Origin of the sequence: Shewanella colwelliana ATCC 39565, from assembly GCF_000518705.1 — a bacterium.
GTDB lineage: Bacteria > Pseudomonadota > Gammaproteobacteria > Enterobacterales > Shewanellaceae > Shewanella > Shewanella colwelliana.
In genome coordinates this window covers 99981-122436 of the sequence record NZ_JAEC01000008.1, presented here as the reverse complement: position 1 = coordinate 122436, position 22456 = coordinate 99981, and the positions used below count along the sequence as shown (strand labels likewise).

Here is a 22456-nt window from a genome sequence, read left to right as displayed (position 1 = left end):
TTCCTTTTGAATGGCACCTTTTTCCTGTTAATTGCGAAGCGCTTAGTTCAACAAACGAGGTCAGTATGTCATCCCTTACCGAACATGAACTCATCGAATATCAAGGTATTGCGCGAATTCTTCACAATGTACTCTTTAACGATCCGACACCCGAGTTGATCCAAAAGTTTATCGAACACAATGTGGCTCAAAGTTGGCCTGAGTTTACCGGGTCAGCCCAAGAGTCGAGTGGTCGCGAGTTGCTGTCTAATTATCTTGGCCAGTGGACTAATAAACAACAACAAAGCTTAAAACTAGACTATGCCCAACTCTTCTATGGTCCGGGTGAGCCAAACGCTGTGCCTTGGGGTTCGGTCTACCTGAGCGAGAGACAGCTCCTCAATGACAAAACGACACTGGCACTGAAAGCATTTTATCAGGAACAAGGGATCAGCTTTGAGCTCGATACTAATCAGCCTGTCGATCATATCGGCCTGATTTTCGCCGTATTGGATCAGATGCTTACCCAATGGGCTAAGACTGAAGATAGCGAAGCGATAGAGCGCAGCTGCATGATACTGCTACAGCAGCACTTGCTGCCATGGTCGGGGCGCTGCCTCGAACTCATGACTGAACACGCCAAAACCGACTTTTATCGCGGTATCGCACAGCTAACACAAGCCTTCTTAGCAGGGCTAATCCAAAGGTTAAATCTAGTACCGATGACGGCACGCCTATATCGTTAACAGACAAGGTTCAAGAATGGGTGGATTCTCATGACATTTATCAAAGCGCTTGGGGCACAGTGGAATAAAGGCAAATTGGCCCAACAACTTGAGCAGACATTGTTGCAAGAAAGCGAAATTCACTCCCTCTTTGTTGGTGCCACCACAGTTGCCACCGTCTCGAACCTGATTGCAGCCATCGGCTTTCGTGAGCCCGAAAATCAAGCACAAACGCAACCGCTCTCCAATGAGTTTATGCTCACCATTTTGTTCGACTGCTTTCGGTTACTGATGATCAAACAGATTGAGCATGACAACCTGAACCAGGCAGAGCACCTGATCATTGCGCTTGCGAAAATTTGGGCAAAAAAAGCGTGGCACACGACACATGAAGAACAGCCAGATATTGCTCAATATCAGCGGCTACAAAATCAGCTCCTAAAACTGGCCGCACAAGTCGATGAGCTCGATGAACAAAGACGATATCAGAAACGCAATATGTGACGGTAAGTTAACAGCACTCAATACCGATGCGGTAAACAAAATAAAAACGCCCGAGGCTTTAAAAGCGTCGGACGTTTTCAGTCACCACTCAAGCACCTTTTAATCACTTAAGGTAGGCTAACAACTTATCTTGCTGCGCTAAAAGGCTTTGGTACAAGGTAAACTGATTGGCGGCACGTTGTAGATTATGATTTTCATGGTGTACATGGAAATAGACATCGCCATTAAGATGATCCGTCAAAAAGCGTACACCAATCATTAGGCAGATCACTCGTGCCCCAAGCCACAGACTTTGCTTCTCATCAAGGGTCAATACATCCCCTAGTTCAGCTAAGTAACCACGACAGATAGCAGCAAATATCGACTCGCGTACTTCAACCTTATCGAGATTGGTAGAATCTTCCTCTTCTGGCGAGGTAAACGTGCGTACCATATCGCCAAAATCATACATCAAATGCCCTTTCATACAGGTATCTAAGTCGATAATAGCCAGGCTACTCATATCTCGCTTATCATAAAGCATGTTATTGATTTTGGTATCATTGTGGCAAGTTCGTAGTGGCAACTGGGTTGAGGCTTGCTCAAGTTCTTGCAACAGACTCTGCTGGGTTAGTGCAAAGTCGACCCACACACTGCACTCAGATAGTCGCCCGGCGGCATCTTCGGCAGCCGCGGCTTTGAGCTGTTTAATACGCCCTGGAAGGTAGTGAAACTGTGGAATAACATCCTCTAAATCTGTGGCATCTAAATCACTTAATGCACAGGAGAAATGACCAAAAGCCTTCGCTGCGGATTCGGCCTCATGCTCACTGGTCACCACTTCGATGCTGTGGCTGTGAGCCAGATAGTTGATGGCTCGCCAATAGCCCTGTTCGCCTAAATCCAGTGCAAGAGCGTTATCCAAGGTCTTCACAGGCTCGACAACACTGAGTTGATATTCCCCCTGAGCCACTTTCTTATGCAGATGCTGAGCAATTTTATCGGCGTTATGAACTAATGCGTTAGGTGTGTTAAATACGTCTGTGTTGATACGCTGTAATACCAGTTCACCGTTTTCCCAACGCACCAAAAAGGTATCATTAATATGACCATTCCCAAGGGGAGTCACTTTGGCTGAACTTACAATACCAAAGTGTGGCAGCACCTGCTGCCGAATTAAATCAATCACCCAATAACTCCATTAATTTCTGTTTTACCCACGTACTATCTTGCGGGTAAGTCACCCCAAGCCATGGCTCATATGCGGTGCTGACATAAACTGTTTTTCTTATTGTTGATGCCGAGTTTTCTGAATCTAATACCGATTGCACAACAGTTGGCAAATAGCACTCACTCTTGGCATCGCTTCCCTGTGTTGCAATAAATCGATTTAACGCCTGCTCCAGGATCTCAAAAATATCGGGGCAAAAGCCCCAACATGTCATCGAGACCGGGACTCTTGCGCTGACGGGCGCTAATAGCCCTCCACAATACCCCATTAACTGACCATCACGCCAGCCTATATCGGTCCATTCGACAACCGAGTGGAGTAAATCGTCCTGCACCAAACAAATACCGCGGTTAACCCCGCCATTCTCTGATAGCGTCTCTTTCAATGGATACGCCACCATCTGCCAACGACTATTGACCTGTTCAAACCCATCAGCCATTAGTTGAAAGGCACTATCACCGTAATAATCATCGGCATTGATCACCACCATGGGGCCCTTAACCAGCGCTCTTGCGCTCCATAGCGCATGAGCCGTTCCCCAAGGTTTAACGCGATGATCCGTATTAGCGATGACAGTTTGCCAGCCACTGGGTAAATCATCCATCTGCTGAATACATAAATCGAGCTTAAAACCACAAGGTAGTTTGTCGGCTAACAAAGCCTCAAGTGGCTCGATTAGATTGTCACGGGTGATGATAACCGCAGCAGTAAACCCCGCTTTAATCGCACTAGCCAGCGAGAGTTCCAGCATGGTTTCACCCTGCGGCCCAAGCTCAGCAAGTTGTTTGTCACCGCCAAAACGGCTACCTAACCCCGCAGCCATAATGACCAAGGTAAGGCTAAAAGGTGACTCGTCAGTATTATTACAATTTAGGAGTGTTGGCATTTTCAAATAAACAGTCGCAAGGCCGCGCTAGCACGGCCTAAATTCGCAAAAAAGCAGTCTAATGAGAAAATAAAACGAATACCAGCGTTAAGCTAGAGATAAGGCCGAAACGCCGCCTGTTTGCTCAGTGCAGCTTGGCTGCCTTTTAGGCTAAACTCATAGCCACACAAGGTTAAACTTCCCCTCATGGCTATATCGTTCACTATGGCTTGTGTATCGAGCGGAGAAAAACGCGCCAATGTCGATGAGTCTGCCATTAAATGTACTTCAAGAGGCCGGTACTGTGCACCGTTGTTAAATGTGATATTGCGACAACTCACATCTCCTTTGGCGGTAGCGATAGACCAAATTAATTCAGGCTCACCGCGCTCTCCTAACCAACTGATTAACAGCGCATCACCATCAAGCATCACTTTAAAGCCATCTGGCATCTGCGCCTCAAGATACTGAGGTGCTATTACAGGCTCTGCGGCCGCACTCGCCAAACTGTCTTCAACATCTAGTTCACTCGATACAGGCCAAAAAACAGCGATTCCCACCACTAACAATGTACTCAGCACCAGTAACATTACTGCTTTAGGACGACCTTGTAACTGCGTGATAATAGGTCTACCCCACAGCGCAATCTGCTTCAAACGCTCATTAATTATCAACGCTGGACTTACAGCGGCCTCTTGGTGATGAACTTGTGCGTCCCCTTGCTCATCGAGCGGTTCTTGCCGCCACTGCACATCATCATCCAGTGCGCCATCGACCAAAATAGGTTCAACCCGCCGACGTTTTGAAGACACCGCAGCCAAAGGCCCACTGTAGCCAAAGGCGTCAAAGTTGGCCACTTTAACCTGAGGCCGAATCACTACGGCTATCGTTCCTGCCACAGCAAGGACTATAGCTAAGGTTGGCAGCCAGACTCCCTCTAGATAATTTAACCCTAGCGCAAACAGTGCCACACTCGCAGCGGGAAGCACTGATAACATAGCTTTTTGGCCTTGTAGTCGACGATAACCACTTAGGCCAACGATGGCGGCTAATATTAATGACACGATAACGACAAAGAGATGACTACCAATGAGCAGATACAAAAGAAACACGGCAAAAAAAGCGGCCGCAGTCAGCCCTAAAAGTCGATAACTACTGTCTACGCCTTGGCGGCAAAAAAGGGGTTTCAACGGCATAACAAATTCCCACAAAGCAACGAGTAACTCAAAAACATGGCCATAGTCTATCTCATGCCTACGAGACAGACCTTAAATTAGACCCTTAAAGCCATAAAAAGTCGCCTTAATCGCCCAGTTATCGCTCCACAAGCGTAAACCGCTAGCCTAAATTTAACACTAGGTTGTATAATGGCTGGCTACCTGAATCAATTTAGCCTTTGGATAGCAAACAAATGACCGCTCGCGGAAACCTATTTATCATTTCAGCGCCTAGTGGTGCCGGCAAATCTTCTCTTCTTTCTGCTATTTTGCAGGATAACCCCGCCGATATGAAGGTGTCAGTGTCGCACACGACTCGCCAACCACGTGTAGGCGAAGTAAACGGTGAGCATTATCACTTTGTTGCTGTTGATGAGTTTAAAGCGCTAATTGAAAAACAAGCCTTTTTCGAATGGGCGGAAGTATTTGGCAATTATTATGGCACCTCTCGCGAAGCCATTGAAGTGATGCTAGAGAAAGGTATCGATGTATTTCTCGACATCGATTGGCAAGGGGCTCAGCAAGTTAAACAGATGATGCCTGAAGCTATTGGTGTGTTTATTTTACCGCCATCAAAAGCGGAGCTTGAGCGCCGCTTAACTGGCCGCGGTCAAGACAGTGCCGAAGTCATCGCTGGACGTATGGCACAAGCAACATCAGAAATTTCTCACTATGGTGAATATGACTTCATCATAGTGAATGACGACTTTGAGCAAGCTCAAATCGATTTAAAAGCAATTATTCGTAGCCAACGCCTTACTCGCGCTGGTCAAATTCATGCTCAAAATGATATGCTTAATGATCTGTTGGCAGACTAACTGTCATAATGTATAATTTTGCGTCATTTTTTCACCCATAATCACTGGAGTTTCAACACATGGCTCGCGTAACTGTAGAAGACGCCGTAAACCAAATCGGCAACCGTTTTGATATGATCCTGGTTGCAGCGCGTCGTGCTCGCCAAATCGCTGTGCAGGGCAAAGACCCTATGGTTGAAGAAGAGAACGACAAGCCAACCGTTATCGCATTGCGCGAAATCGAACTAGGCCTAGTCACCGCTGACACGTTAGACGCCGATGAGCGTCAAACTGTTCGCGAACGTGAAGCAGCTGAAATTGCTGCTGTTGCTGCCATCGCTGAAGGCCGCAACGCACTATAAGGAGTATTGCCACTTGTATCTGTTTGAAGGTCTCAAGGAGTCTGCGTCCAGTTATTTAGAACCGGCGCAAGTAGAATTACTCAAGCAGGCCTATCAGGTGGCGCGCGACGCCCATGAAGGGCAAATGCGTACCAGTGGCGAACCTTATATTACCCATCCGGTTGCGGTTGCCCGCATCCTGGCCGATATGCGTCTCGATCATGAGACGCTTATGGCGGCTTTGCTGCACGATACGATTGAAGATACCCCCGTGACCAAAGAGGAGCTTACTGAGTTATTCAGTGAATCCATTGGTGAACTCGTCGAAGGTGTCTCTAAACTCGACAAGCTCAAATTCCGCGACAAAAAAGAAGCCCAAGCCGAAAACTTCCGCAAGATGATGATGGCGATGACCCAGGATATTCGTGTCATTCTTATCAAGCTTGCCGATCGTACCCATAATATGCGTACGCTTGGTGCGTTACGACCAGATAAACGTCGTCGTATTGCTCGCGAAACGCTAGAAATTTACGCTCCAATTGCGAACCGTCTTGGTATCCATAATATTAAGATAGAACTTGAAGACTTAGGTTTTCAAGCCTATTACCCGATGCGCTATCGCGTACTTAAAGAGGTAGTCAAGGCTGCTCGCGGTAATCGCAAAGAGCTCATTCAAAGCATCGAAGCTGCCGTTGAAACTCGCTTGGAAGATACAGGGCTGAAAGGCACTGTAAAAGGCCGCGAAAAAAATCTTTATTCCATCTACAACAAGATGCGCAATAAAGAGCTCCAATTTCAAGAAGTCATGGATATTTACGCCTTCCGCGTTATCGTTGACTCCATTGATACCTGTTATCGTGTCATGGGCGCCATGCATGGCCTTTATAAGCCTCGCCCAGGTCGCTTTAAAGATTATATTGCCATCCCCAAAGCTAACGGCTATCAGTCTTTGCATACCTCACTATTTGGTCCACACGGAGTCCCCGTCGAGATCCAAATCCGTACTGAGGATATGGATCAAATGGCTGATAAAGGGGTTGCAGCACACTGGCTCTATAAAGGTGCAGGGACTCAACAACAGGGAACGACCACTCAAGTGCGGGCGCGCAAGTGGATGCAAAGCTTGCTCGAATTGCAACAAAGTGCCAGTACCTCTTTCGAATTTGTTGAGAACTTTAAAACCGAACTATTCCCTGAAGAGATTTACGTCTTCACGCCTGAAGGACGTATTCTTGAACTGCCAGTTGGCGCCACGGCCGTCGACTTTGCCTATGAGGTGCATACTGACGTAGGTAACACCTGTGTTGGCGCACGCGTCAATCGTCAAGCATACCCTCTCAGCCAACCGCTGATCTCAGGGCAAACCATTGAAATTATCACAGCGAAAGGCGCAAGACCTAACGCGGCTTGGCTCAACTTTGTGGTAACAGGTAAGGCACGTTCAAAAATCAGACAACTACTTAAGAGCCTAAAAGAAGATGAGGCAGTAGTACTGGGTCGACGCCTGCTCAACCATGCTTTGGGTGATGTAAAGCTCAAGGACATAGCACCAGAGCAGGTAGACAAAGTTGTTAATGACACCAAACATAAGAGTCTCGACGCGCTATTGGCCGATATCGGTTTAGGCAATGCCATGAGCATTGTGATTGCCCAGCGTCTTAAGGGCGATAGAGTTGAAACTCCTGAACACAAAGAAGCTAACATGATGCCGATCCGTGGTGCAGAGGGAATGCTAGTATCCTTTGCTAACTGCTGTCGTCCTATTCCTGGTGACGCCGTGATCGCACACGTCAGCCCAGGTAAAGGCTTGGTGGTTCACATGGAAAGCTGCGCCAATATTCGTGGCTACCAAGGTGAACCCGATAAGTACATTCCTGTGCATTGGGATAACGCCGAAGGCGTCGAGTTCCAAGCCAATTTGCGGATCGAGATTGTCAATCATCAAGGGGCACTGGCAAAAATTACTTCTATTGTCGCCGCAGAAGGCTCTAACATTCACAACCTGAGTACCGAAGAACGCGACGGCAGAGTATTCCTGATTAATTTGCGAATCTCGGTAACTGACCGAATCCATTTAGCCAATGTGATGCGCCGTATTCGTGTACTTCCCGAAGTGCTAAGAACATCACGTAACCGTTAACCCTGTATTTTTAAACCTAAGTAGAGAGAGCGTTATGGCAGAGAAGATCATTATTGCGACCGACAAGGCACCACAGGCTATCGGTACCTATTCTCAAGCAGTCAAAGTTGGCGGAACCGTTTATTTATCTGGTCAAATTCCACTAAACCCAGCAACCATGCAGATGGTCAGTGATGAGTTTGACGCCCAAGTTGTGCAAGTGTTTGATAACTTAACCGCTGTGTGTGAAGCGGCTGGTGGTTCACTTAAGGATATTGTTAAGCTAAACATCTTTATGACCGACCTAAGCAACTTTGCCACAGTCAATGAGATCATGGGACGCTACTTCGAACAACCTTACCCAGCGCGCGCGGCTATCGGTGTGAAGCAGTTACCAAAAGACTCTCTGGTTGAGATGGATGGCGTAATGGAGCTGTAACAGCACGCGACTGCATTAGGGCGCCTAGGCGCCCTTCTCTTTTTTGAATACAGATAAAGCTTAATTACCATGAGTCCTGAACGCTTCGCCCGCATTAATCAAATGCTTGATAACCGCCAAACCGACCTTACTATCTGCTTGGATAAAGTCCATAAAACTAACAATATTGCCGCAGTGATCCGCACAGCAGACGCAGTCGGTATTCATCAAATTCACGCCGTTTGGCCTGACATCGAGATGCGCGTCTCAGGCAATACCGCCTCAGGTAGTCAGCAGTGGGTTAAGACCATCAAGCATTACCACATGAGCGAAGCGGCAGAGCAGTTTAAAGCGCAAGACATGCAGGTGTTGGCCACCAACTTTTCCAACACAGCGGTCGATTTTCGCGACGTTGATTACACTAAGCCCACAGTGGTGATCATGGGTAATGAACGTGATGGCGTCAGCGATGAGGGACTGGCGATTGCCGACCAACATATCATTATTCCTATGATTGGCATGGTGCAATCACTCAATGTTTCTGTCGCATCGGCACTTATTATGTACGAAGCGCAGCGCCAACGAGCACAAGCTGGTAAATATGGCACACGTACATTAGATGACGCTTATTGTCAGACCATGTTGTTTGAACAGGGCCACCCCATTTACGCCAAAGCTTGCCGCCGAAAGAATATCCCCTACCCGCAAATTGATGACCAAGGCCAGATCCTTGCCGATGAAACCTGGTGGCAGCGAATGCGCGAACCAGATCCTCAAGCAGAAGCTTAACGTTTTAAACAGACAAAAGAGCGCGCCATTGGTGCGCTACATTTCAACAACATCTCTCCTAAATCCATGACAACTGGTCTATTATTCAGGCAAAACAATTGTCATAGATCACATTATTCGCCATACTCAGGTTCACGCATCGATAAATAGAACAACTAAATGCGTCTCCCTTAACTCTAAGAATAATGACGGAATAGCTGATGGACTCTACATTCAAATCTCCAGTCGACATGTTGCAACATTGGGTCGAGCAATATGGAGACAATATCTACCTGAGACAACCAATTAATGGTCAGTACCTTGATTTTAGCTGGCGCGAAGTACAGCAAAAAATGCAGCAGATCGCTGGCGGCCTACGTCATTTAGGATTACAGCCCGGCGACAAAGTTGCCGTGCTATCGAAAAACTGTGCGGAGTGGTTTATTACCGACCTTGCCTTAATGCATGGCGGTTATATCAGCGTGCCGATTTACCCAACGGCCAACGCCGATACGATTCGCTATGTGCTAGAGCATAGTGAAGCCAAAGCAATTTTTATCGGTAAACTCGATTACTGGGCTGACCAAGAATCTGGAGTGGGTGGCGATATTCTTAGAATGGCCATGCCTTATGACACTATGCCAGCTCAATATCAGTGGGAGACTTTGCTAAACTTAGGCCAACCATTGATTGACACCGCAGCGCCCACTGCTGAGCAAACAATGACCCTCATCTATACGTCGGGCTCTACGGGTAAACCTAAAGGGGCCATTCAGACATTCGCTAGTTACGCTTGGACCTGTAAAGCTGTGGTTCGCGATCTGAAAACCGACGGCGAAGACCGCTTGCTGTCCTACCTGCCACTGGCACATATTACTGAGCGTGTCGCTATCGAAGGCTCATCCTTCTATTCAGGCAGCCGTGTCGCCTTTGTTGAAAGCCTAGATAGCTTTGTTACGGATGTACAACGCGCGCAACCCACAGTATTTTTCTCAGTACCACGACTTTGGAGCCTGTTCCAAAAAAATATTATCGATAAGATTGGCTACCGCAAACTTAACTTCCTACTTAAAGTACCAATCATTAGCGGCATAGTAAAAAAGAAGATCCACCAAGGTTTAGGCTTAGAGCATTGCCATCTACTGGGTTCTGGCTCGGCGCCCATCCCACCGTCATTGATCGCTTGGTACCATAAAATTGGTCTGAATATCAGTGAAGCGTGGGGAATGACAGAAAACAGCGCCTACTCGATTATCAACCATCCTTTTGATGCCCGAAAAATTGGGACTGTTGGTCATGCGGTTGAGGGGTGTGAAATTAAAATGGCTGACACAGGTGAGCTATTAGTCAAGAGCCCAGGCTTAATGCAAGGCTACTACAAACAACCTGAAGTCAGCGCAAGCAGCTTCGATGCTGATGGCTTCTTCCATACGGGTGATCTCTGCGCCATCGATAGCGATGGCTGTGTCACTATTACTGGGCGAGTGAAAGATAACTTCAAGACCTCTAAAGGTAAATATGTGGCGCCTGTGCCTATCGAACGCAAATTGGCACAAGACCCGCACGTAGAGCTTATCTGTGTTATTGGCTCTGGCCTCCCACACCCTATTGCATTAGTACAGTTATCTGAAGGTGCAGCGTTACAACCAAGAGAGGAGGTTCGCACCTCACTCAAGGCAACATTAGATAGCATTAACCCTAACCTTGAGTCACACGAAACGGTCGACGCCATTGTGGTGGTGAGTGAGGCTTGGGATGTCGATAACGATGTGCTGACACCAACGCTAAAGATTAAACGTCACGTATTGGAAGCCAAATTCAGCGCCAAAGTCGATGGCCTGCGTGGTGGCAAAGTGCGCTGGGAAAGTGAGATAGAATAACTCAGCTCACGCAACGACGAGGCACGTCTAAGACGTGCCTTTTTTATTAAAAACGCCTCATTTTGGTTAAACAAAATTTAATCCTCTGCTCACAAAATTTTGTTGCCAAAAAACCGTTAAAGCCTATGCTAGCCGCCTGTCAATTTTAGAGAGTCAAACATGTTCATCGCACTGGCCATTATTGGTGGTTTTATCATCTTAACTGCAGGTGCTGAAGCCTTAGTCCGCGGCGCGAGTTCACTGGCGTTGAGGCTAGGGATCACACCTTTAATCATAGGCTTAACCATTGTCGCTTTTGGTACCAGTGCCCCAGAGTTAGCGGTAAGCTTAAAATCTGCGTTAGCAGGTAACTCTGGAATCGCTATCGGCAATGTCATTGGCTCCAACATCGCCAACATCGGCCTTATCTTAGGCATCACAGCCCTTATACGCCCCATTCAAATCCAATCTCAAATGGTCAAACGTGATATCCCGATCATGATCATGGCATCGCTGCTATTTTGGGGGCTATTGGTTGACGGCAGCCTAAGTCGCTTCGATGGCGCACTGTTAACCTCTTTGTTGGTTGCCTATCTTGGTTTTAGCTACCTCAGCGGTCAAAGTCATGAAGCTGATGATATCCCAGGCTCAAGTACACTCAATCCCCTATTGGCTGGCCTACTGATTGTGGTGGGGATCAGCTTGCTTGTCGGGGGCGGTATTTTGTTTGTTGATGGCGCAGTGGAGCTCGCCACACTATTTGGGATCAGTGAGCTAGTGATCGGCCTGACCATTGTCGCCATAGGTACCAGCATGCCAGAGCTTGTCACTTCGATAGTAGCCGCCCGTAAAGGCCAAAGCGATATTGCTATCGGTAACGTGGTCGGTTCTAACCTATTTAATATTTTGGGGATTTTAGGTCTTACCGCTGTCGTGCAGCCAATTATGGCTAGCGGCCTAAATATTGTCGATATTGGCGTCATGCTGGTGTTATCTATGGTCTTACTACCTTTGGCGTGGACCGGTCTGCGGATTGGCCGCAGAGAGGGTGCCCTACTACTGATGGTTTACCTCACTTATATCTGCTACTTAATTAGTAACGCAGCCTCTTAGTCACCCGTTTTTATCCCAAAACCATTGATAGTGACATTTGTCATTATCAATCGGTGACATCTGTGCATGCACTTATCTGCTGCGAACCCCGATACTCTCCTTAAGCCCAATATACCAAGCAGTATTAAAGGGACTTTACCTACAAAGGCATTAGCCTCTGTTAATCAAGGAGCATCACATGAAAAGTTTACTATTTGCATCAAGCCTCGCCATCGTCAGCCAGTTCACCCAGGCCAACGAAATTGTATCCATCGATATTGCATCGAACCAGATGAACATCGAGTCACTGCAAACTATCAGCGAGCAGACCCAAGGCTATGAACACGCCTACGCAGAATACCGCCTCGCGGTTGCCGCTAATGCTATGGGGCAAAGAACGACAGCTCAAACAGCACTCGATACCGCAGAACAAACCTTAGTAACACTCACAACTCGGCAAGCAGACGCCGAAACCTATACGTTACTTGCATCGGTTTATGGCATGCAAATTGGGTTAGATAGTAGCAAGGGAGCCCATTACGGCCCACTGATTGCTCAAGCCATTGAGCAAGCTGAATCTCTTAATCCTGACAATCCACGGTTGGCCCTAGTCAAAGCCATTTCTGCCTACTCGACACCCACGCAATATGGTGGCAGCATGGAGCGTGCGATAACATTAAGCAGCAAAGCCATCAATCTATTTGAAATACCTTGTGATGATATTTGCTGGGGATATGCTGAAGCCTATACATGGAGAGGGCTCGCCAAACAAAACTTGGGCGATAAGCAGGGTGCTATCACCGATTGGCAAGCCGCGTTAGCCGTGCAACAAGATTACGCCTGGGCCAATTTTTTACTCAAGCAAAATCAATAAATCAGCACAACATCGGACGTTACCGGAGCCTGCATGGCTCCGGCCTAAAAAGAGACTAACGCTATGAACAAAGCTCAAACCTGCAGTAACAATCAACTTGATACTGAACACAAGGTTGAAGATAAACTGGCCTGGGTCTATCTCATCAACTTAGGTTTTTATCTTATTCCACTTTTTGTGCAATCGATGCCTATTTGGCAAATAGCCCTCAGCCTTATTGTTTTGGTCCCTTTTATCTACTGCTACTTCTGGGCCTATCGCAGTCCCAGTCATCAAGTTTATAAGCCAATATTGGCGATGATTGCCATTGGTATTGCCATCACTCCTATAAACACAGGCTCTTTATCACTGTTCACCTTTGCGGGTTTCTTTATCGGCTTTAACTACTCTTTACGTCATGCTTTCTATTGTCTTATCGGTCTAGCAACCATGCTGGCACTGCTCTGCTCACTACTGGACTTGCATCACTACTTTTTAATCTATGGCACCGCATTAGTCACAGGAGTCGGTTTCTTTGGGGTTGCAGAGCGTAAGCGTGTGGCTGCAAAAATCGCTCAACGCCAAAGTCAGCAAGAGATAAGCCAGCTTGCAACCATGTTAGAAAGGGAACGTATCGCTCGGGATCTGCACGATATTATGGGGCATTCACTCTCCTCCATCTCTCTGAAAGCCGAACTAGCACAGAAGCTGTTAGCCAAAAATAGAGTTGAACAGGCCAGCGCCGAGTTGAACGAACTTAACACCATTGCGCGCGACAGTTTAAGTCAAATACGTCAAACAGTATCGGGCTATAAACATAAAGGTTTTACAGCAGTGCTAACCCAACTTTGCCAATCATTAAGGGACAAAGGCATGAGCGTGACCCTCACAGGGGAGATACCCCAATTGGATGAAGCAGTTGAAACTCATCTTATTTTGAGCGTAACCGAACTGTGCAATAACATCATCCGCCACAGCAAAGGGACTCACTGTGATATCAACTTGTCACAAACCGAACATGAGATCGCTATTGCCGTGACAGACAATGCGGCGACCAAAAGTCTCACGGAAGGAAATGGCCTCACAGGCATACGTGAGCGCATGGCACAATTGGGTGGTACACTCGACTATCAACTCGAGGCAACAACCCAATTTACGCTTACATTGCCACGCCAAGGACACGCGTCTAAATGAAGATATTACTCGCCGAAGATCAAGCCATGGTGCGAGGCGCCTTAGCGGCGCTACTCTCTCTAGAGGGAGACTTTGAGGTTATTCAGGCCAAAGATGGCAACCAAGCCTTAGCGTTGCTTAAGCAAGAGAGTTTTGACCTACTGCTTACTGATATCGAAATGCCTGGCTACACAGGCTTAGAGCTAGCCGCTTGGTGTCAAACCCAAAAACTGCCATTAAAAGTCATCATATTAACCACCTTTGGTAGAGCGGGTTACATTAAACGGGCGATTGAAGCTGGTGTCGGTGGCTTTCTACTAAAAGATGCCCCATCAGAATCACTGATCGATGCCATCGCCCATGTGCTCAAAGGCAAGCGTATCATAGACCCAGAACTTGCCATCATGGCGGTGGGAGAGTGTGACCCACTGAACGATAAAGAGCGCCGCGCATTGCGTTTAGCCAGTGAAGGACGCAGCACCGCCGAGATAGCAGAAAGTTTATTTATTGCCGAGGGCACTGTACGCAACTACTTGTCTGAAGCCATCGCGAAACTCCATGCTAGCAACCGTATTGACGCTGCTCGTATCGCCCAACAAAAGGGGTGGCTATAACAGGCCACTGACTGGCCCGCCAAAGGGCTAATCAACGGCAAGATTGCGTTAACGCGATTCTCTGATAATATATGTATATATTTACAGTGTTTGAGTCATCCATTTACAAAATGACTCAATGAATCAGACAGGTATTGAGAGTGGATAGACTCGATAGCATGGCAGTGACTGAGTTAAAAGGCGTGGCCACTAAGATGGCGCAGCGGCTAGAAAAGCTCGGCATTAACACGGTCCAAGACCTGCTGTTTCATCTGCCACTGCGGTATGAAGATCGCACCCAGATATATTCAATCGCCTCATTGTATCCTGGCAGCTACGGCACCATAGAAGCGACTATTCTGTCGAGTCAGGTGATCCAAGGCCGCAAACGCATGCTAACCTGTACCGTGCGCGACGACACTGGCACCATGACACTGCGCTTCTTTAATTTTTCAGTCGCCCAGCGTAACGGCCTAGAAAACGGGACGACTATTCGTGCTTATGGAGAAATACGACGCGGCAAACATCACCCAGAGATAATCCATCCAGAATACAAAGTGATCCATGGCGATAGCGACTTAGCGCTAAGTGAAACCCTCACCCCTATCTATCCAACAACCGAGGGGCTCAAACAGGCCAGCTGGATTAAACTCACCGATCAAGCGCTCACATTACTGGCCCATGGTGCCCTGCAAGAACTATTACCGCCAAGTTTGCAGCCAAATAATATGTCTTTAAATGACGCATTGCAGCTACTTCACCGCCCCCATACCGGTATCGCTTCATTTGAGTTGGAGCAAGGCACTCACCCAGCACAGCAAAGGTTGATTCAAGAGGAATTACTGGCCCACAACCTCAGCATGCTTAAACTCAGGCAGCGCAGTAACCATGATGCCGCAATATCTATGTACGCAACAGGGCAACTATTAACCCCATTTTTGGCAGCCCTGCCTTTTAAACCGACGGCAGCCCAACAGCGGGTCGTGGCCGAAATAGGCCGAGATCTTGAGCTGCCTCACCCAATGATGCGTTTAGTCCAGGGCGATGTGGGCTCAGGTAAAACCTTAGTCGCTGCACTTGCTGCACTACAAGCCATAGAGAATGGCTATCAAGTGGCAATGATGGCACCGACCGAACTGTTAGCAGAACAACATGCCATCAATTTTACAGCTTGGCTGGAGCCATTAGGATTAAAAGTCGGCTGGCTTGCCGGTAAACTCAAAGGCAAAGCGCGCACCCAATCGTTAGCGAGCATCAAAAATGGTGAAGCGCATATCGTCATTGGTACCCATGCTATATTTCAGGAGCAAGTAGAGTTCCATAAGTTGTCACTCATCATCATCGACGAGCAACACAGATTTGGCGTGCATCAGCGCCTGGGGCTGCGAGAGAAAGGGATTAGCCAAGGCTACCACCCCCATCAGCTTATCATGACCGCCACCCCTATTCCGCGCACACTCGCGATGACAGCCTATGCAGACCTAGATACCTCAATCATCGATGAGCTGCCACCAGGGCGTACGCCAGTCACAACCGTTGCGGTATCTGATAGCCGTCGTGAACAGGTTATCGATCGCGTACGACAGGCAGCCCTCAATGACGGACGCCAAGCCTACTGGGTATGTACATTAATTGAAGAGTCAGAAGTCCTTGAGTGTCAAGCCGCCGAGGACACTGCCGAAGAACTAAAACAACGCTTGCCAGAGCTCAATATTGGCCTGGTCCATGGTCGTATGAAGCCCGCCGAAAAGCAGGCTATGATGGCCGAGTTTAAATCAGGTGCCGTGCATCTGTTAGTGGCCACAACGGTCATTGAAGTGGGTGTTGATGTGCCCAATGCGAGTTTAATGATTATCGAAAATCCTGAGCGCCTTGGTTTAGCCCAGTTACATCAACTTAGAGGGCGAGTAGGACGTGGTGCCATCGCCAGCCACTGTGTGCTGATGTATAAAGCGCCACTGTCGCAGACTGCCACAAAGCGCCTAGGTGTGTTACGCGACAGTAACGATGGATTTATTATTGCGCAGAAAGATCTGGAAATCCGCGGACCAGGCGAAGTGTTAGGGACAAAACAAACTGGTATAGCCGATATGAAGATCGCCGATCTCATCCGCGACCAAGCCTTGATCCCGCATATTCAAAAACTAGCACAACATGTGATGCAACAAGCTCCGGAAAATGTCGATCTTATTGTGCATCGCTGGCTAGGACAGCGAGAACAATATGTTCAGGCCTAATCGTCAACTTTAGAATTAATTATTTTTTATTTGAGCGAACTTAACTAGACAAGCACGGTTAATTTTGCAGAATGGTGTAATGCCAATCAAACTGAATCAGCGATCATTTTAATAATCGGATAGATACGCTGATACACGCTGTAGATGAGAGTAACGAATTATTCTCATTAAAAAATTTACAATGCAGCAGATACACGCATTAGTCATTAATAACACAGATGATGAGGTTGGAATTCACTCATCGACACGCTCCTTACACTCGAAGTATTTTTAAGGAAACCTCATGCAAGTCAGTCAAGAAGATAGAATTGCGCCTCAAGAAAAACGTAGCGGCGCTAGTGCAATCACCATCGCTGTGGTGATCATATTGCTTATCGCAGCGGCTGGCGCTTACTTTTTACTCGGCAATAAAGATACTGCGCCAGAGCCTGAGCTGCCAACACCTGTGACGCTACCAGAAATAACGCCAGCAGAGCCTTTGCCTGCCGATGACAGCTTGCCAGAACCAGAGGTATTACCTGAACCAGAGACAGATCCTGTCGTCGAAATCCTCCCTACGCCACAAGTCGAGCCTCTGCCAACCTTAGCAGAAAGCGATCAGTATGCGCACGATAAGACCCTGGAAGTCGCTAATGGCATGAAGATAGACCCGTTATTGGTTGAAGAAGATCTTGTTCGGCATTTTGTGGTGTTTGTCGACAACCTAGCCCAAGGAGAACTTGCCAGAAAAGTGAGTCCACTAAAGGCGCCTAACCGCAACTTTACTGTGTCAGATGTCACCGATAAAACCTATCTCAACCCAGACAGTTATCATAGATACGACCTATACGCTGACTTTGTAACGAACTTAGATGAAGCGCAACTGGCAACCACCTACAAACAGGTTTCTCCGTTACTCAGCGAAGCCTTCGAAGAGCTAGGCTATGGCGATAAACCTTTCGATGAGCGCATGATTGAAGCAATTGACATTATGCTGGCTGCACCTATCATCGAACAAGCCATCGAACTAGACAGCGTCAGTGTCAACTATCAATTTGTTGACCCAGAACTCGAAGCCTTACCCAACGCACAAAAATTGATGATTCGTATGGGCCCAGAGAACAGTAAAAAAATTAAAGCAGCACTGAGAAAGCTTAAAAAGCAACTTAGCCAGTAACCACTTTATTGAAGCGTCCACAGGATTACTGTGGACGCTCTCATCTTGCTATAGCCGTTATAACCTATTGACCAGCTTTTAAAAAACACTAACACCAGTAAAGCGACATGTTCACAGCACAAAAGATGTTTTCTCGCCACACTTAAGTGTACAATGACGCAATCGTAAAACAGGGCTTTACGTTCGTTATTTGTTATGGAAAACCGCAGCCATAGGCTGTATTTAGAGGCAAAGTAGTGCAGTTAACCTTTACCATCCAATCCGCAGGCGCTTGGTCTCCGCTATACCAGCAACTTACCGACTGGCAACACTGGCCACATTCTCAGGTTAATGACACCGATAGCCTAGCTATTGCCCCAAAACTGCCTCAAGTGCCAGCAATGCAGCGCAGACGTTACAGCAAGCTCACTAAAATGCTACTTGAAGTGGCCTTTCAATGTGACCCCCCAGCCCAATGCCGTACAATATTCGCTTCGCGCCACGGCGAACTTAATCGTACCGTCACGCTACTGCAAGATATCGTACGCGAACAACCCATTTCGCCAATAGGCTTTAGTCAATCGGTTCATAATACTGCCAGCGGCATCTTGAGTATTTTAACCAATAATCAGGCGGCCTCGACCTCAATTGCTGCCGGTGAAAATACGCTGGAGCAAGCGCTTATTGAAGCTTTTTGCCAGTTAAGTGAAAATAACCAGCCACTGTTGCTGGTGTTTGGTGATGAACCTGTATCTGATATCTATAAAGAGTTTACCTCCGAGCCTGAATTACCTATTGCATTAGGGCTTCTGCTGACCAAAACCACTGACAATGACAGCGGCCTAACTCGACTAACGCTTGATACACGTTCAGAAGCAATGCATGCCCTAGCAAGGACAAAATTCACTTATGGCGCCCTACTGCAAGCCATTGCCAGTAAGCAAAATCTTTGCGGCACCTTAAACCAATACCATTGGCAACTTAACCATGGCTGAGATGATGGTCGCTAAGCGATTAAGCGGCATTGCCTATATCCCCCGCTGGTTAGGCGGTGTTAGTTGCTATGTTGCATTTGGCTTAGGCGGCTTACTTAGCTCGTTAACCATATTACCTTTACTACGATTTTGGCCCGGCACACCGCAAACACGCGTTGCCCGCGTGCAACGTGCCGTGCACATCATGTTTCGTGGTTTTGTGCACATGTTAACTTGGGCTGGCGTGATCAAAGTCGAGACCCAACATTTACAACGGCTAGCGACAGCCAAGGGCAAAGTTATCATTGCTAACCACCCCACCTTGGTTGATGTTGTGGTGCTAATCAGCTTAATGCCTAATGTTGGCTGTATCGTAAAGCAAGGACTCTGGCGAAATCCCTTTTTAAGAGGAGTGGTTTCCTGCGCAGGCTATATTCCTAACCGTGGCGCGGAACTGCTGCTGACTGACTGCCAGCAGGTATTAGCTAGTGGCACTAATGTGATTATTTTCCCTGAGGGTACCCGTACACTGAAGGGCCTTATTGTGAACGACTTTGCTCGCGGCGCAGCCAACATCGCTCTTCGAACCAAAACCGATCTTATTCCGGTCGTGCTACGTACCAATGCGATTGGATTGACCAAACAGCAACCTTGGTATGAGATCCCTCGCCAAACCATCGGCATGAGTGTCGAAGTAGGCGAAACTGTTGACCATATCAGGTATTATGCTCAGTCAGGCGGTGATGCCAAGATGGCGCGTCAACTGACACGAGACCTCGAAAACTATTATAAACAACAACTTGATACTAATTATGAGCTTACAAAACGAAATTAAACAACTGATCATTGACTGCTTAGATCTTGAAGATGTCAGCATTGATGATATTGAAACAGACGCACCACTTTTTGGTGAAGGCTTAGGGTTAGACTCTATAGACGCATTAGAGCTTGGACTTGCGATTAAAAAGCAATTCGATGTCAAAATTGAAGCCAATTCAGAAGCAACAAAAGCCCATTTTTATAGTGTGGCCAGCTTAGCCAGCTTTATCGAATCACAACGAGCATAGGAGCCAGCATGCAAAACCGTGAACAGATCCTTGAGCTGCTGACTCAAATTTTAGTTGATGAGTTTGAAATTGATGCCAACGACATCACACTGCAAGCCTCACTGTATGAAGAGCTAGATCTCGACAGCATCGATGCCGTTGACTTAGTCATCAAGCTACAGCAACTTACAGGTAAGAAAATCAAACCTGAAGAGTTTAAAGCGGTAAGAACTGTCGATGACGTTGTGTCAGCCATCGAAGGCCTAGTGAAAGAGTAATGCGCCTGTTCTTGCAAATAGTGACGGGCTTCTTGTTATTGGGCTACCCAATAGCCGTCTATTTTGGCCTAACCTATTTGCCCGCAGGCAGCATTGCTTTGCTACTTTGCTTAATGCTAATCATTAGGTTAGCGCTACAAAAACAACAAGTAAAACCGTTAATCCTGCCAGTTATCGTTGGTATAGTATTAACAGCAGGCAGTTATCTCGCCAAACGCAATGATTGGTTGCTCTACTATCCCGTAGTGATCAATCTCAGTATGTTAGGCCTTTTTGCTTATTCGCTAAAGCGAGGCCCAAGCATGATAGAGCGCCTAGCAAGATTGAAAGAGCCATCACTGCCACCTGAAGCAGTGCCATATTTGAACCGGGTCACCCAAATTTGGTGCGCACTCTTCATCTTTAATGGCGCTGTCGCTTACTACACGGCAAGCTACACCAGCCTTGAGGTATGGACACTCTATAACGGGCTCATCGCATATCTGCTTATTGGCATGTTACTCGGTGGGGAATGGTTGTATCGAACATTGTGGTTGAAAAAATCATGACAGGGTTACTTAAGAACTGGCTCGCCAAAGGGCCATCAAGCCAACAGCTGATTAGCTTTAATCATCACGATATTGTGACTGGCAGTGCCTTCACAGCACAAGTCGCCGCGTTACACCTACAGCTAAGTCAAACACCAGCCAAGCGCTGGTTATTAGCCTGTGACAGCAGCGATCTGTTTGCAGTGGGTTTATGCGCGGGATTACTGGCGGATAAACAACTCATTTTGCCAGCCAATACCCAATCGGGATCATTGAGTCTGTTGACCCATGAATTCGACGGTGTTATTTCTGACATGCCACTGTGTGAAGGCAAAGCCTTTTTTCCGCTCAAAAAAGAGCTCGCTAATAGCACATTACCTTGGCCCCAAAGCGAACAACTTGGCAGCTTATTACTGTTTACCTCTGGCAGTAGCGGTCAGCCCAAGGCCATCGAAAAAACCATCGCTCAGCTCGATGCAGAAGTGACTGTGCTGGAAAGCACTTTTGCCGCCCATCTGCCACAGTGCAGCGTGATAGCAACCGTGTCACATCAACACATCTATGGCTTATTGTTCAAAATCCTATGGCCATTAGCGGCCAGTCGACCGTTTTTAAGCGATCTGGTTGAATACCCTGAAACCTTAACCTATTACACCAACCTGTTTCCTAATCTGTGCCTAATCAGCAGTCCGGCTCAGTTGTCGCGCTTGCCCGATGCGCTAGAGCACCAGCCGCAGATGCGTTCGCCCAGTTTAGTGTTCAGTTCAGGTGGCCCATTAAGCTTTCAAGCGGCCAATGATATCTCGCACTGCTACGGCAAGCCTCCCATTGAGGTGTATGGCAGTACGGAAACGGGTGGTATCGCTTATCGTCGCCAGAGTGTCGAAAATCAGGCTTGGCGTACTTTTGCATCACATCAAATTCATCAAGATCAGCAAGACGGTGCCTTACTGCTCAAGTCTCCCTATTTAGACACCAGCCAATGGTTAAAGTGTGATGATAAAATTAGCCTCACAGGCGATGGTGAATTTCAGTTACTTGGCCGACTCGATAGGATTGTGAAAATTGAGGAAAAACGACTTTCATTAGCTCAAATGGAAGACCTGCTGGTTACCCATCCCTTTGTCGCTGAAGCAGTACTCGCTGTACTGGAACAACCGCGTACTCTGCTGGGCGCGGCCATCGTCTTGTCACCATTAGGACAAGAACAGCTAGAAGCAGAGGGTAAATTGGCAATTAATAATCAGCTTAAAGCCCATCTGCTTACACAGTTTGAACGCGTTACTCTGCCAAAGCGCTGGCGTTACCCTGCCGCGCTACCCAGTAATAACCAAGGTAAGTACCTTCTTAGCCATATACTCGAGTTATTTGAACATGATTAAGTCGAGTTTACCGCCCATTCTCACCAAAACCACAATGGAAGATGGCGTCGAGTGGCTGCTATCGGTCGATGCTGACTTGCCCTTTTTCGAAGGACACTTTCCACAGCAAGCTGTACTGCCAGGGGTAACACAACTCGACTGGGCGATTCAATTAGGGGCATCTCACTACGGCTATGCACCTGAAGTAGCCACCCTTGAAGTACTCAAGTTTCAGCAACTCATCTTGCCGGGTACCCAAGTATTTCTCAATATCAGCCACAACCCAAGTAAGCACAAACTCACGTTCGCTTACTACTGTGCTGACAAACGTTTTGGCTCCGGTCGTATCGCATTCTCTGTGGCGACAATGGCGGAGGAAGCATAG

24 protein-coding genes are annotated in these 22456 nt (G+C 47.4%); 21 read left to right on the top strand and 3 right to left on the bottom strand.

Features of this window, described 5'->3' with window-relative positions; translation table 11 throughout:
• Positions 1-65 precede the first annotated feature (65 nt).
• The gene (locus tag L876_RS0106245) at positions 66-725 is read left to right on the top strand and encodes a TorD/DmsD family molecular chaperone (RefSeq protein ID WP_028763015.1); all 660 of its coding nucleotides are present in this window, start codon (positions 66-68) and stop codon (positions 723-725) included.
• Between the two features lie 30 nt (positions 726-755).
• Positions 756-1208, top strand: coding sequence for a hypothetical protein (locus tag L876_RS0106240; protein ID WP_028763014.1), 453 nt, complete (start codon positions 756-758; stop codon positions 1206-1208).
• Positions 1209-1311: 103 nt separating this feature from the next.
• Here the strand turns inward: L876_RS0106240 and L876_RS0106235 are convergent, their stop codons facing one another.
• The 3 genes from L876_RS0106235 to L876_RS0106225 form a co-directional block, all read right to left on the bottom strand.
• On the bottom strand, positions 1312-2376 hold the full coding sequence (locus L876_RS0106235; protein ID WP_028763013.1) for a phosphotransferase enzyme family protein: 1065 nt from the start codon (positions 2374-2376) through the stop codon (positions 1312-1314).
• Positions 2369-3304 carry an NTP transferase domain-containing protein gene (locus L876_RS0106230; protein WP_051412967.1) on the bottom strand — a complete coding sequence of 312 codons (936 nt, stop codon included), beginning with the start codon at positions 3302-3304 and terminating at the stop codon, positions 2369-2371. The genes L876_RS0106235 and L876_RS0106230 overlap by 8 nt, the downstream gene beginning before the upstream one ends.
• 92 nt (positions 3305-3396) lie before the next feature.
• Complete coding sequence (locus L876_RS0106225; protein ID WP_028763011.1) at positions 3397-4479, bottom strand: hypothetical protein; 1083 nt, start codon at positions 4477-4479, stop codon at positions 3397-3399.
• A 215-nt stretch (positions 4480-4694) separates the two neighbouring features.
• On the opposite strand from L876_RS0106225, the gene gmk reads away from it, so the two are divergent.
• The 19 genes from gmk to L876_RS0106130 all read left to right on the top strand — a co-directional run bounded on the left by gmk (position 4695) and on the right by L876_RS0106130 (position 22456).
• Positions 4695-5318 (top strand): guanylate kinase, encoded by a 624-nt coding sequence (gene gmk / locus L876_RS0106220; protein ID WP_028763010.1) that lies wholly within the window; start codon positions 4695-4697, stop codon positions 5316-5318.
• Between the two features lie 59 nt (positions 5319-5377).
• Entirely contained in the window at positions 5378-5659 is a 282-nt protein-coding gene (rpoZ, locus tag L876_RS0106215; protein ID WP_028763009.1) for a DNA-directed RNA polymerase subunit omega, read from the top strand.
• A gap of 13 nt (positions 5660-5672) precedes the next feature.
• Positions 5673-7778: a bifunctional GTP diphosphokinase/guanosine-3',5'-bis pyrophosphate 3'-pyrophosphohydrolase gene (spoT, locus tag L876_RS0106210; RefSeq protein ID WP_028763008.1), complete on the top strand. Its 2106-nt coding sequence runs from the start codon at positions 5673-5675 to the stop codon at positions 7776-7778.
• 34 nt (positions 7779-7812) lie between these two features.
• Positions 7813-8196, top strand: a complete 384-nt coding sequence (locus tag L876_RS0106205; protein WP_028763007.1) for a RidA family protein — start codon at positions 7813-7815, stop codon at positions 8194-8196.
• 69 nt (positions 8197-8265) lie between these two features.
• A complete protein-coding gene (gene trmH / locus L876_RS0106200; protein WP_028763006.1) occupies positions 8266-8964 on the top strand; it encodes a tRNA (guanosine(18)-2'-O)-methyltransferase TrmH in 699 nt (232 codons plus the stop codon).
• Between the two features lie 200 nt (positions 8965-9164).
• Complete coding sequence (locus L876_RS0106195; protein ID WP_028763005.1) at positions 9165-10823, top strand: AMP-binding protein; 1659 nt, start codon at positions 9165-9167, stop codon at positions 10821-10823.
• A gap of 159 nt (positions 10824-10982) precedes the next feature.
• A complete protein-coding gene (locus L876_RS0106190) occupies positions 10983-11915 on the top strand; it encodes a calcium/sodium antiporter (protein ID WP_028763004.1) in 933 nt (310 codons plus the stop codon).
• A 178-nt stretch (positions 11916-12093) separates the two neighbouring features.
• Complete coding sequence (locus L876_RS0106185; RefSeq protein ID WP_028763003.1) at positions 12094-12768, top strand: hypothetical protein; 675 nt, start codon at positions 12094-12096, stop codon at positions 12766-12768.
• Between the two features lie 63 nt (positions 12769-12831).
• Positions 12832-13941, top strand: coding sequence for a sensor histidine kinase (locus L876_RS0106180; RefSeq protein WP_037428103.1), 1110 nt, complete (start codon positions 12832-12834; stop codon positions 13939-13941).
• Positions 13938-14534 carry a response regulator transcription factor gene (locus tag L876_RS0106175; protein ID WP_028763001.1) on the top strand — a complete coding sequence of 199 codons (597 nt, stop codon included), beginning with the start codon at positions 13938-13940 and terminating at the stop codon, positions 14532-14534. Before L876_RS0106180 ends, L876_RS0106175 begins: the two co-directional genes overlap by 4 nt.
• Positions 14535-14692: 158 nt before the next feature.
• Positions 14693-16750 carry an ATP-dependent DNA helicase RecG gene (gene recG, locus L876_RS0106170; protein WP_373316125.1) on the top strand — a complete coding sequence of 686 codons (2058 nt, stop codon included), beginning with the start codon at positions 14693-14695 and terminating at the stop codon, positions 16748-16750.
• A 283-nt stretch (positions 16751-17033) separates the two neighbouring features.
• On the top strand, positions 17034-17906 hold the full coding sequence (locus L876_RS0106165) for a DUF3014 domain-containing protein (RefSeq protein WP_028762999.1): 873 nt from the start codon (positions 17034-17036) through the stop codon (positions 17904-17906).
• A 236-nt stretch (positions 17907-18142) separates the two neighbouring features.
• Positions 18143-18880, top strand: coding sequence for a beta-ketoacyl synthase chain length factor (locus L876_RS0106160; RefSeq protein WP_028762998.1), 738 nt, complete (start codon positions 18143-18145; stop codon positions 18878-18880).
• Positions 18873-19694 carry a lysophospholipid acyltransferase family protein gene (locus tag L876_RS0106155; protein ID WP_028762997.1) on the top strand — a complete coding sequence of 274 codons (822 nt, stop codon included), beginning with the start codon at positions 18873-18875 and terminating at the stop codon, positions 19692-19694. The genes L876_RS0106160 and L876_RS0106155 overlap by 8 nt, the downstream gene beginning before the upstream one ends.
• Positions 19672-19926: a phosphopantetheine-binding protein gene (locus tag L876_RS0106150; protein WP_028762996.1), complete on the top strand. Its 255-nt coding sequence runs from the start codon at positions 19672-19674 to the stop codon at positions 19924-19926. The genes L876_RS0106155 and L876_RS0106150 overlap by 23 nt, the downstream gene beginning before the upstream one ends.
• An 8-nt stretch (positions 19927-19934) precedes the next feature.
• On the top strand, positions 19935-20183 hold the full coding sequence (locus L876_RS0106145) for an acyl carrier protein (protein WP_028762995.1): 249 nt from the start codon (positions 19935-19937) through the stop codon (positions 20181-20183).
• Positions 20183-20731 carry a COG4648 family protein gene (locus L876_RS0106140; RefSeq protein WP_028762994.1) on the top strand — a complete coding sequence of 183 codons (549 nt, stop codon included), beginning with the start codon at positions 20183-20185 and terminating at the stop codon, positions 20729-20731. The genes L876_RS0106145 and L876_RS0106140 overlap by 1 nt, the downstream gene beginning before the upstream one ends.
• Positions 20728-22092 (top strand): AMP-binding protein, encoded by a 1365-nt coding sequence (locus L876_RS0106135; RefSeq protein WP_028762993.1) that lies wholly within the window; start codon positions 20728-20730, stop codon positions 22090-22092. The genes L876_RS0106140 and L876_RS0106135 overlap by 4 nt, the downstream gene beginning before the upstream one ends.
• Positions 22085-22456 (top strand): 3-hydroxyacyl-ACP dehydratase FabZ family protein, encoded by a 372-nt coding sequence (locus L876_RS0106130; protein ID WP_028762992.1) that lies wholly within the window; start codon positions 22085-22087, stop codon positions 22454-22456. The genes L876_RS0106135 and L876_RS0106130 overlap by 8 nt, the downstream gene beginning before the upstream one ends.

Excerpts from the sequence above, each read along its gene's own strand:
- L876_RS0106185 (WP_028763003.1), top strand. The coding sequence starts at position 12,094 with ATGAAAAGTTTACTATTTGCATCAAGCCTCGCCATCGTCAGCCAGTTC.
- L876_RS0106155 (WP_028762997.1), top strand. The coding sequence starts at position 18,873 with ATGGCTGAGATGATGGTCGCTAAGCGATTAAGCGGCATTGCCTATATC.
- L876_RS0106245 (WP_028763015.1), top strand. The coding sequence starts at position 66 with ATGTCATCCCTTACCGAACATGAACTCATCGAATATCAAGGTATTGCG.
- trmH (WP_028763006.1), top strand. The coding sequence starts at position 8,266 with ATGAGTCCTGAACGCTTCGCCCGCATTAATCAAATGCTTGATAACCGC.
- rpoZ (WP_028763009.1), top strand. The coding sequence starts at position 5,378 with ATGGCTCGCGTAACTGTAGAAGACGCCGTAAACCAAATCGGCAACCGT.
- L876_RS0106180 (WP_037428103.1), top strand. The coding sequence starts at position 12,832 with ATGAACAAAGCTCAAACCTGCAGTAACAATCAACTTGATACTGAACAC.
- L876_RS0106145 (WP_028762995.1), top strand. The coding sequence starts at position 19,935 with ATGCAAAACCGTGAACAGATCCTTGAGCTGCTGACTCAAATTTTAGTT.
- L876_RS0106130 (WP_028762992.1), top strand. The coding sequence starts at position 22,085 with ATGATTAAGTCGAGTTTACCGCCCATTCTCACCAAAACCACAATGGAA.
- L876_RS0106190 (WP_028763004.1), top strand. The coding sequence starts at position 10,983 with ATGTTCATCGCACTGGCCATTATTGGTGGTTTTATCATCTTAACTGCA.
- L876_RS0106205 (WP_028763007.1), top strand. The coding sequence starts at position 7,813 with ATGGCAGAGAAGATCATTATTGCGACCGACAAGGCACCACAGGCTATC.
- L876_RS0106195 (WP_028763005.1), top strand. The coding sequence starts at position 9,165 with ATGGACTCTACATTCAAATCTCCAGTCGACATGTTGCAACATTGGGTC.
- recG (WP_373316125.1), top strand. The coding sequence starts at position 14,693 with ATGGCAGTGACTGAGTTAAAAGGCGTGGCCACTAAGATGGCGCAGCGG.
- gmk (WP_028763010.1), top strand. The coding sequence starts at position 4,695 with ATGACCGCTCGCGGAAACCTATTTATCATTTCAGCGCCTAGTGGTGCC.
- L876_RS0106225 (WP_028763011.1), bottom strand. The coding sequence starts at position 4,479 with ATGCCGTTGAAACCCCTTTTTTGCCGCCAAGGCGTAGACAGTAGTTAT.
- L876_RS0106140 (WP_028762994.1), top strand. The coding sequence starts at position 20,183 with ATGCGCCTGTTCTTGCAAATAGTGACGGGCTTCTTGTTATTGGGCTAC.
- L876_RS0106165 (WP_028762999.1), top strand. The coding sequence starts at position 17,034 with ATGCAAGTCAGTCAAGAAGATAGAATTGCGCCTCAAGAAAAACGTAGC.
- L876_RS0106135 (WP_028762993.1), top strand. The coding sequence starts at position 20,728 with ATGACAGGGTTACTTAAGAACTGGCTCGCCAAAGGGCCATCAAGCCAA.
- L876_RS0106240 (WP_028763014.1), top strand. The coding sequence starts at position 756 with ATGACATTTATCAAAGCGCTTGGGGCACAGTGGAATAAAGGCAAATTG.
- L876_RS0106175 (WP_028763001.1), top strand. The coding sequence starts at position 13,938 with ATGAAGATATTACTCGCCGAAGATCAAGCCATGGTGCGAGGCGCCTTA.
- L876_RS0106230 (WP_051412967.1), bottom strand. The coding sequence starts at position 3,304 with ATGCCAACACTCCTAAATTGTAATAATACTGACGAGTCACCTTTTAGC.
- L876_RS0106150 (WP_028762996.1), top strand. The coding sequence starts at position 19,672 with ATGAGCTTACAAAACGAAATTAAACAACTGATCATTGACTGCTTAGAT.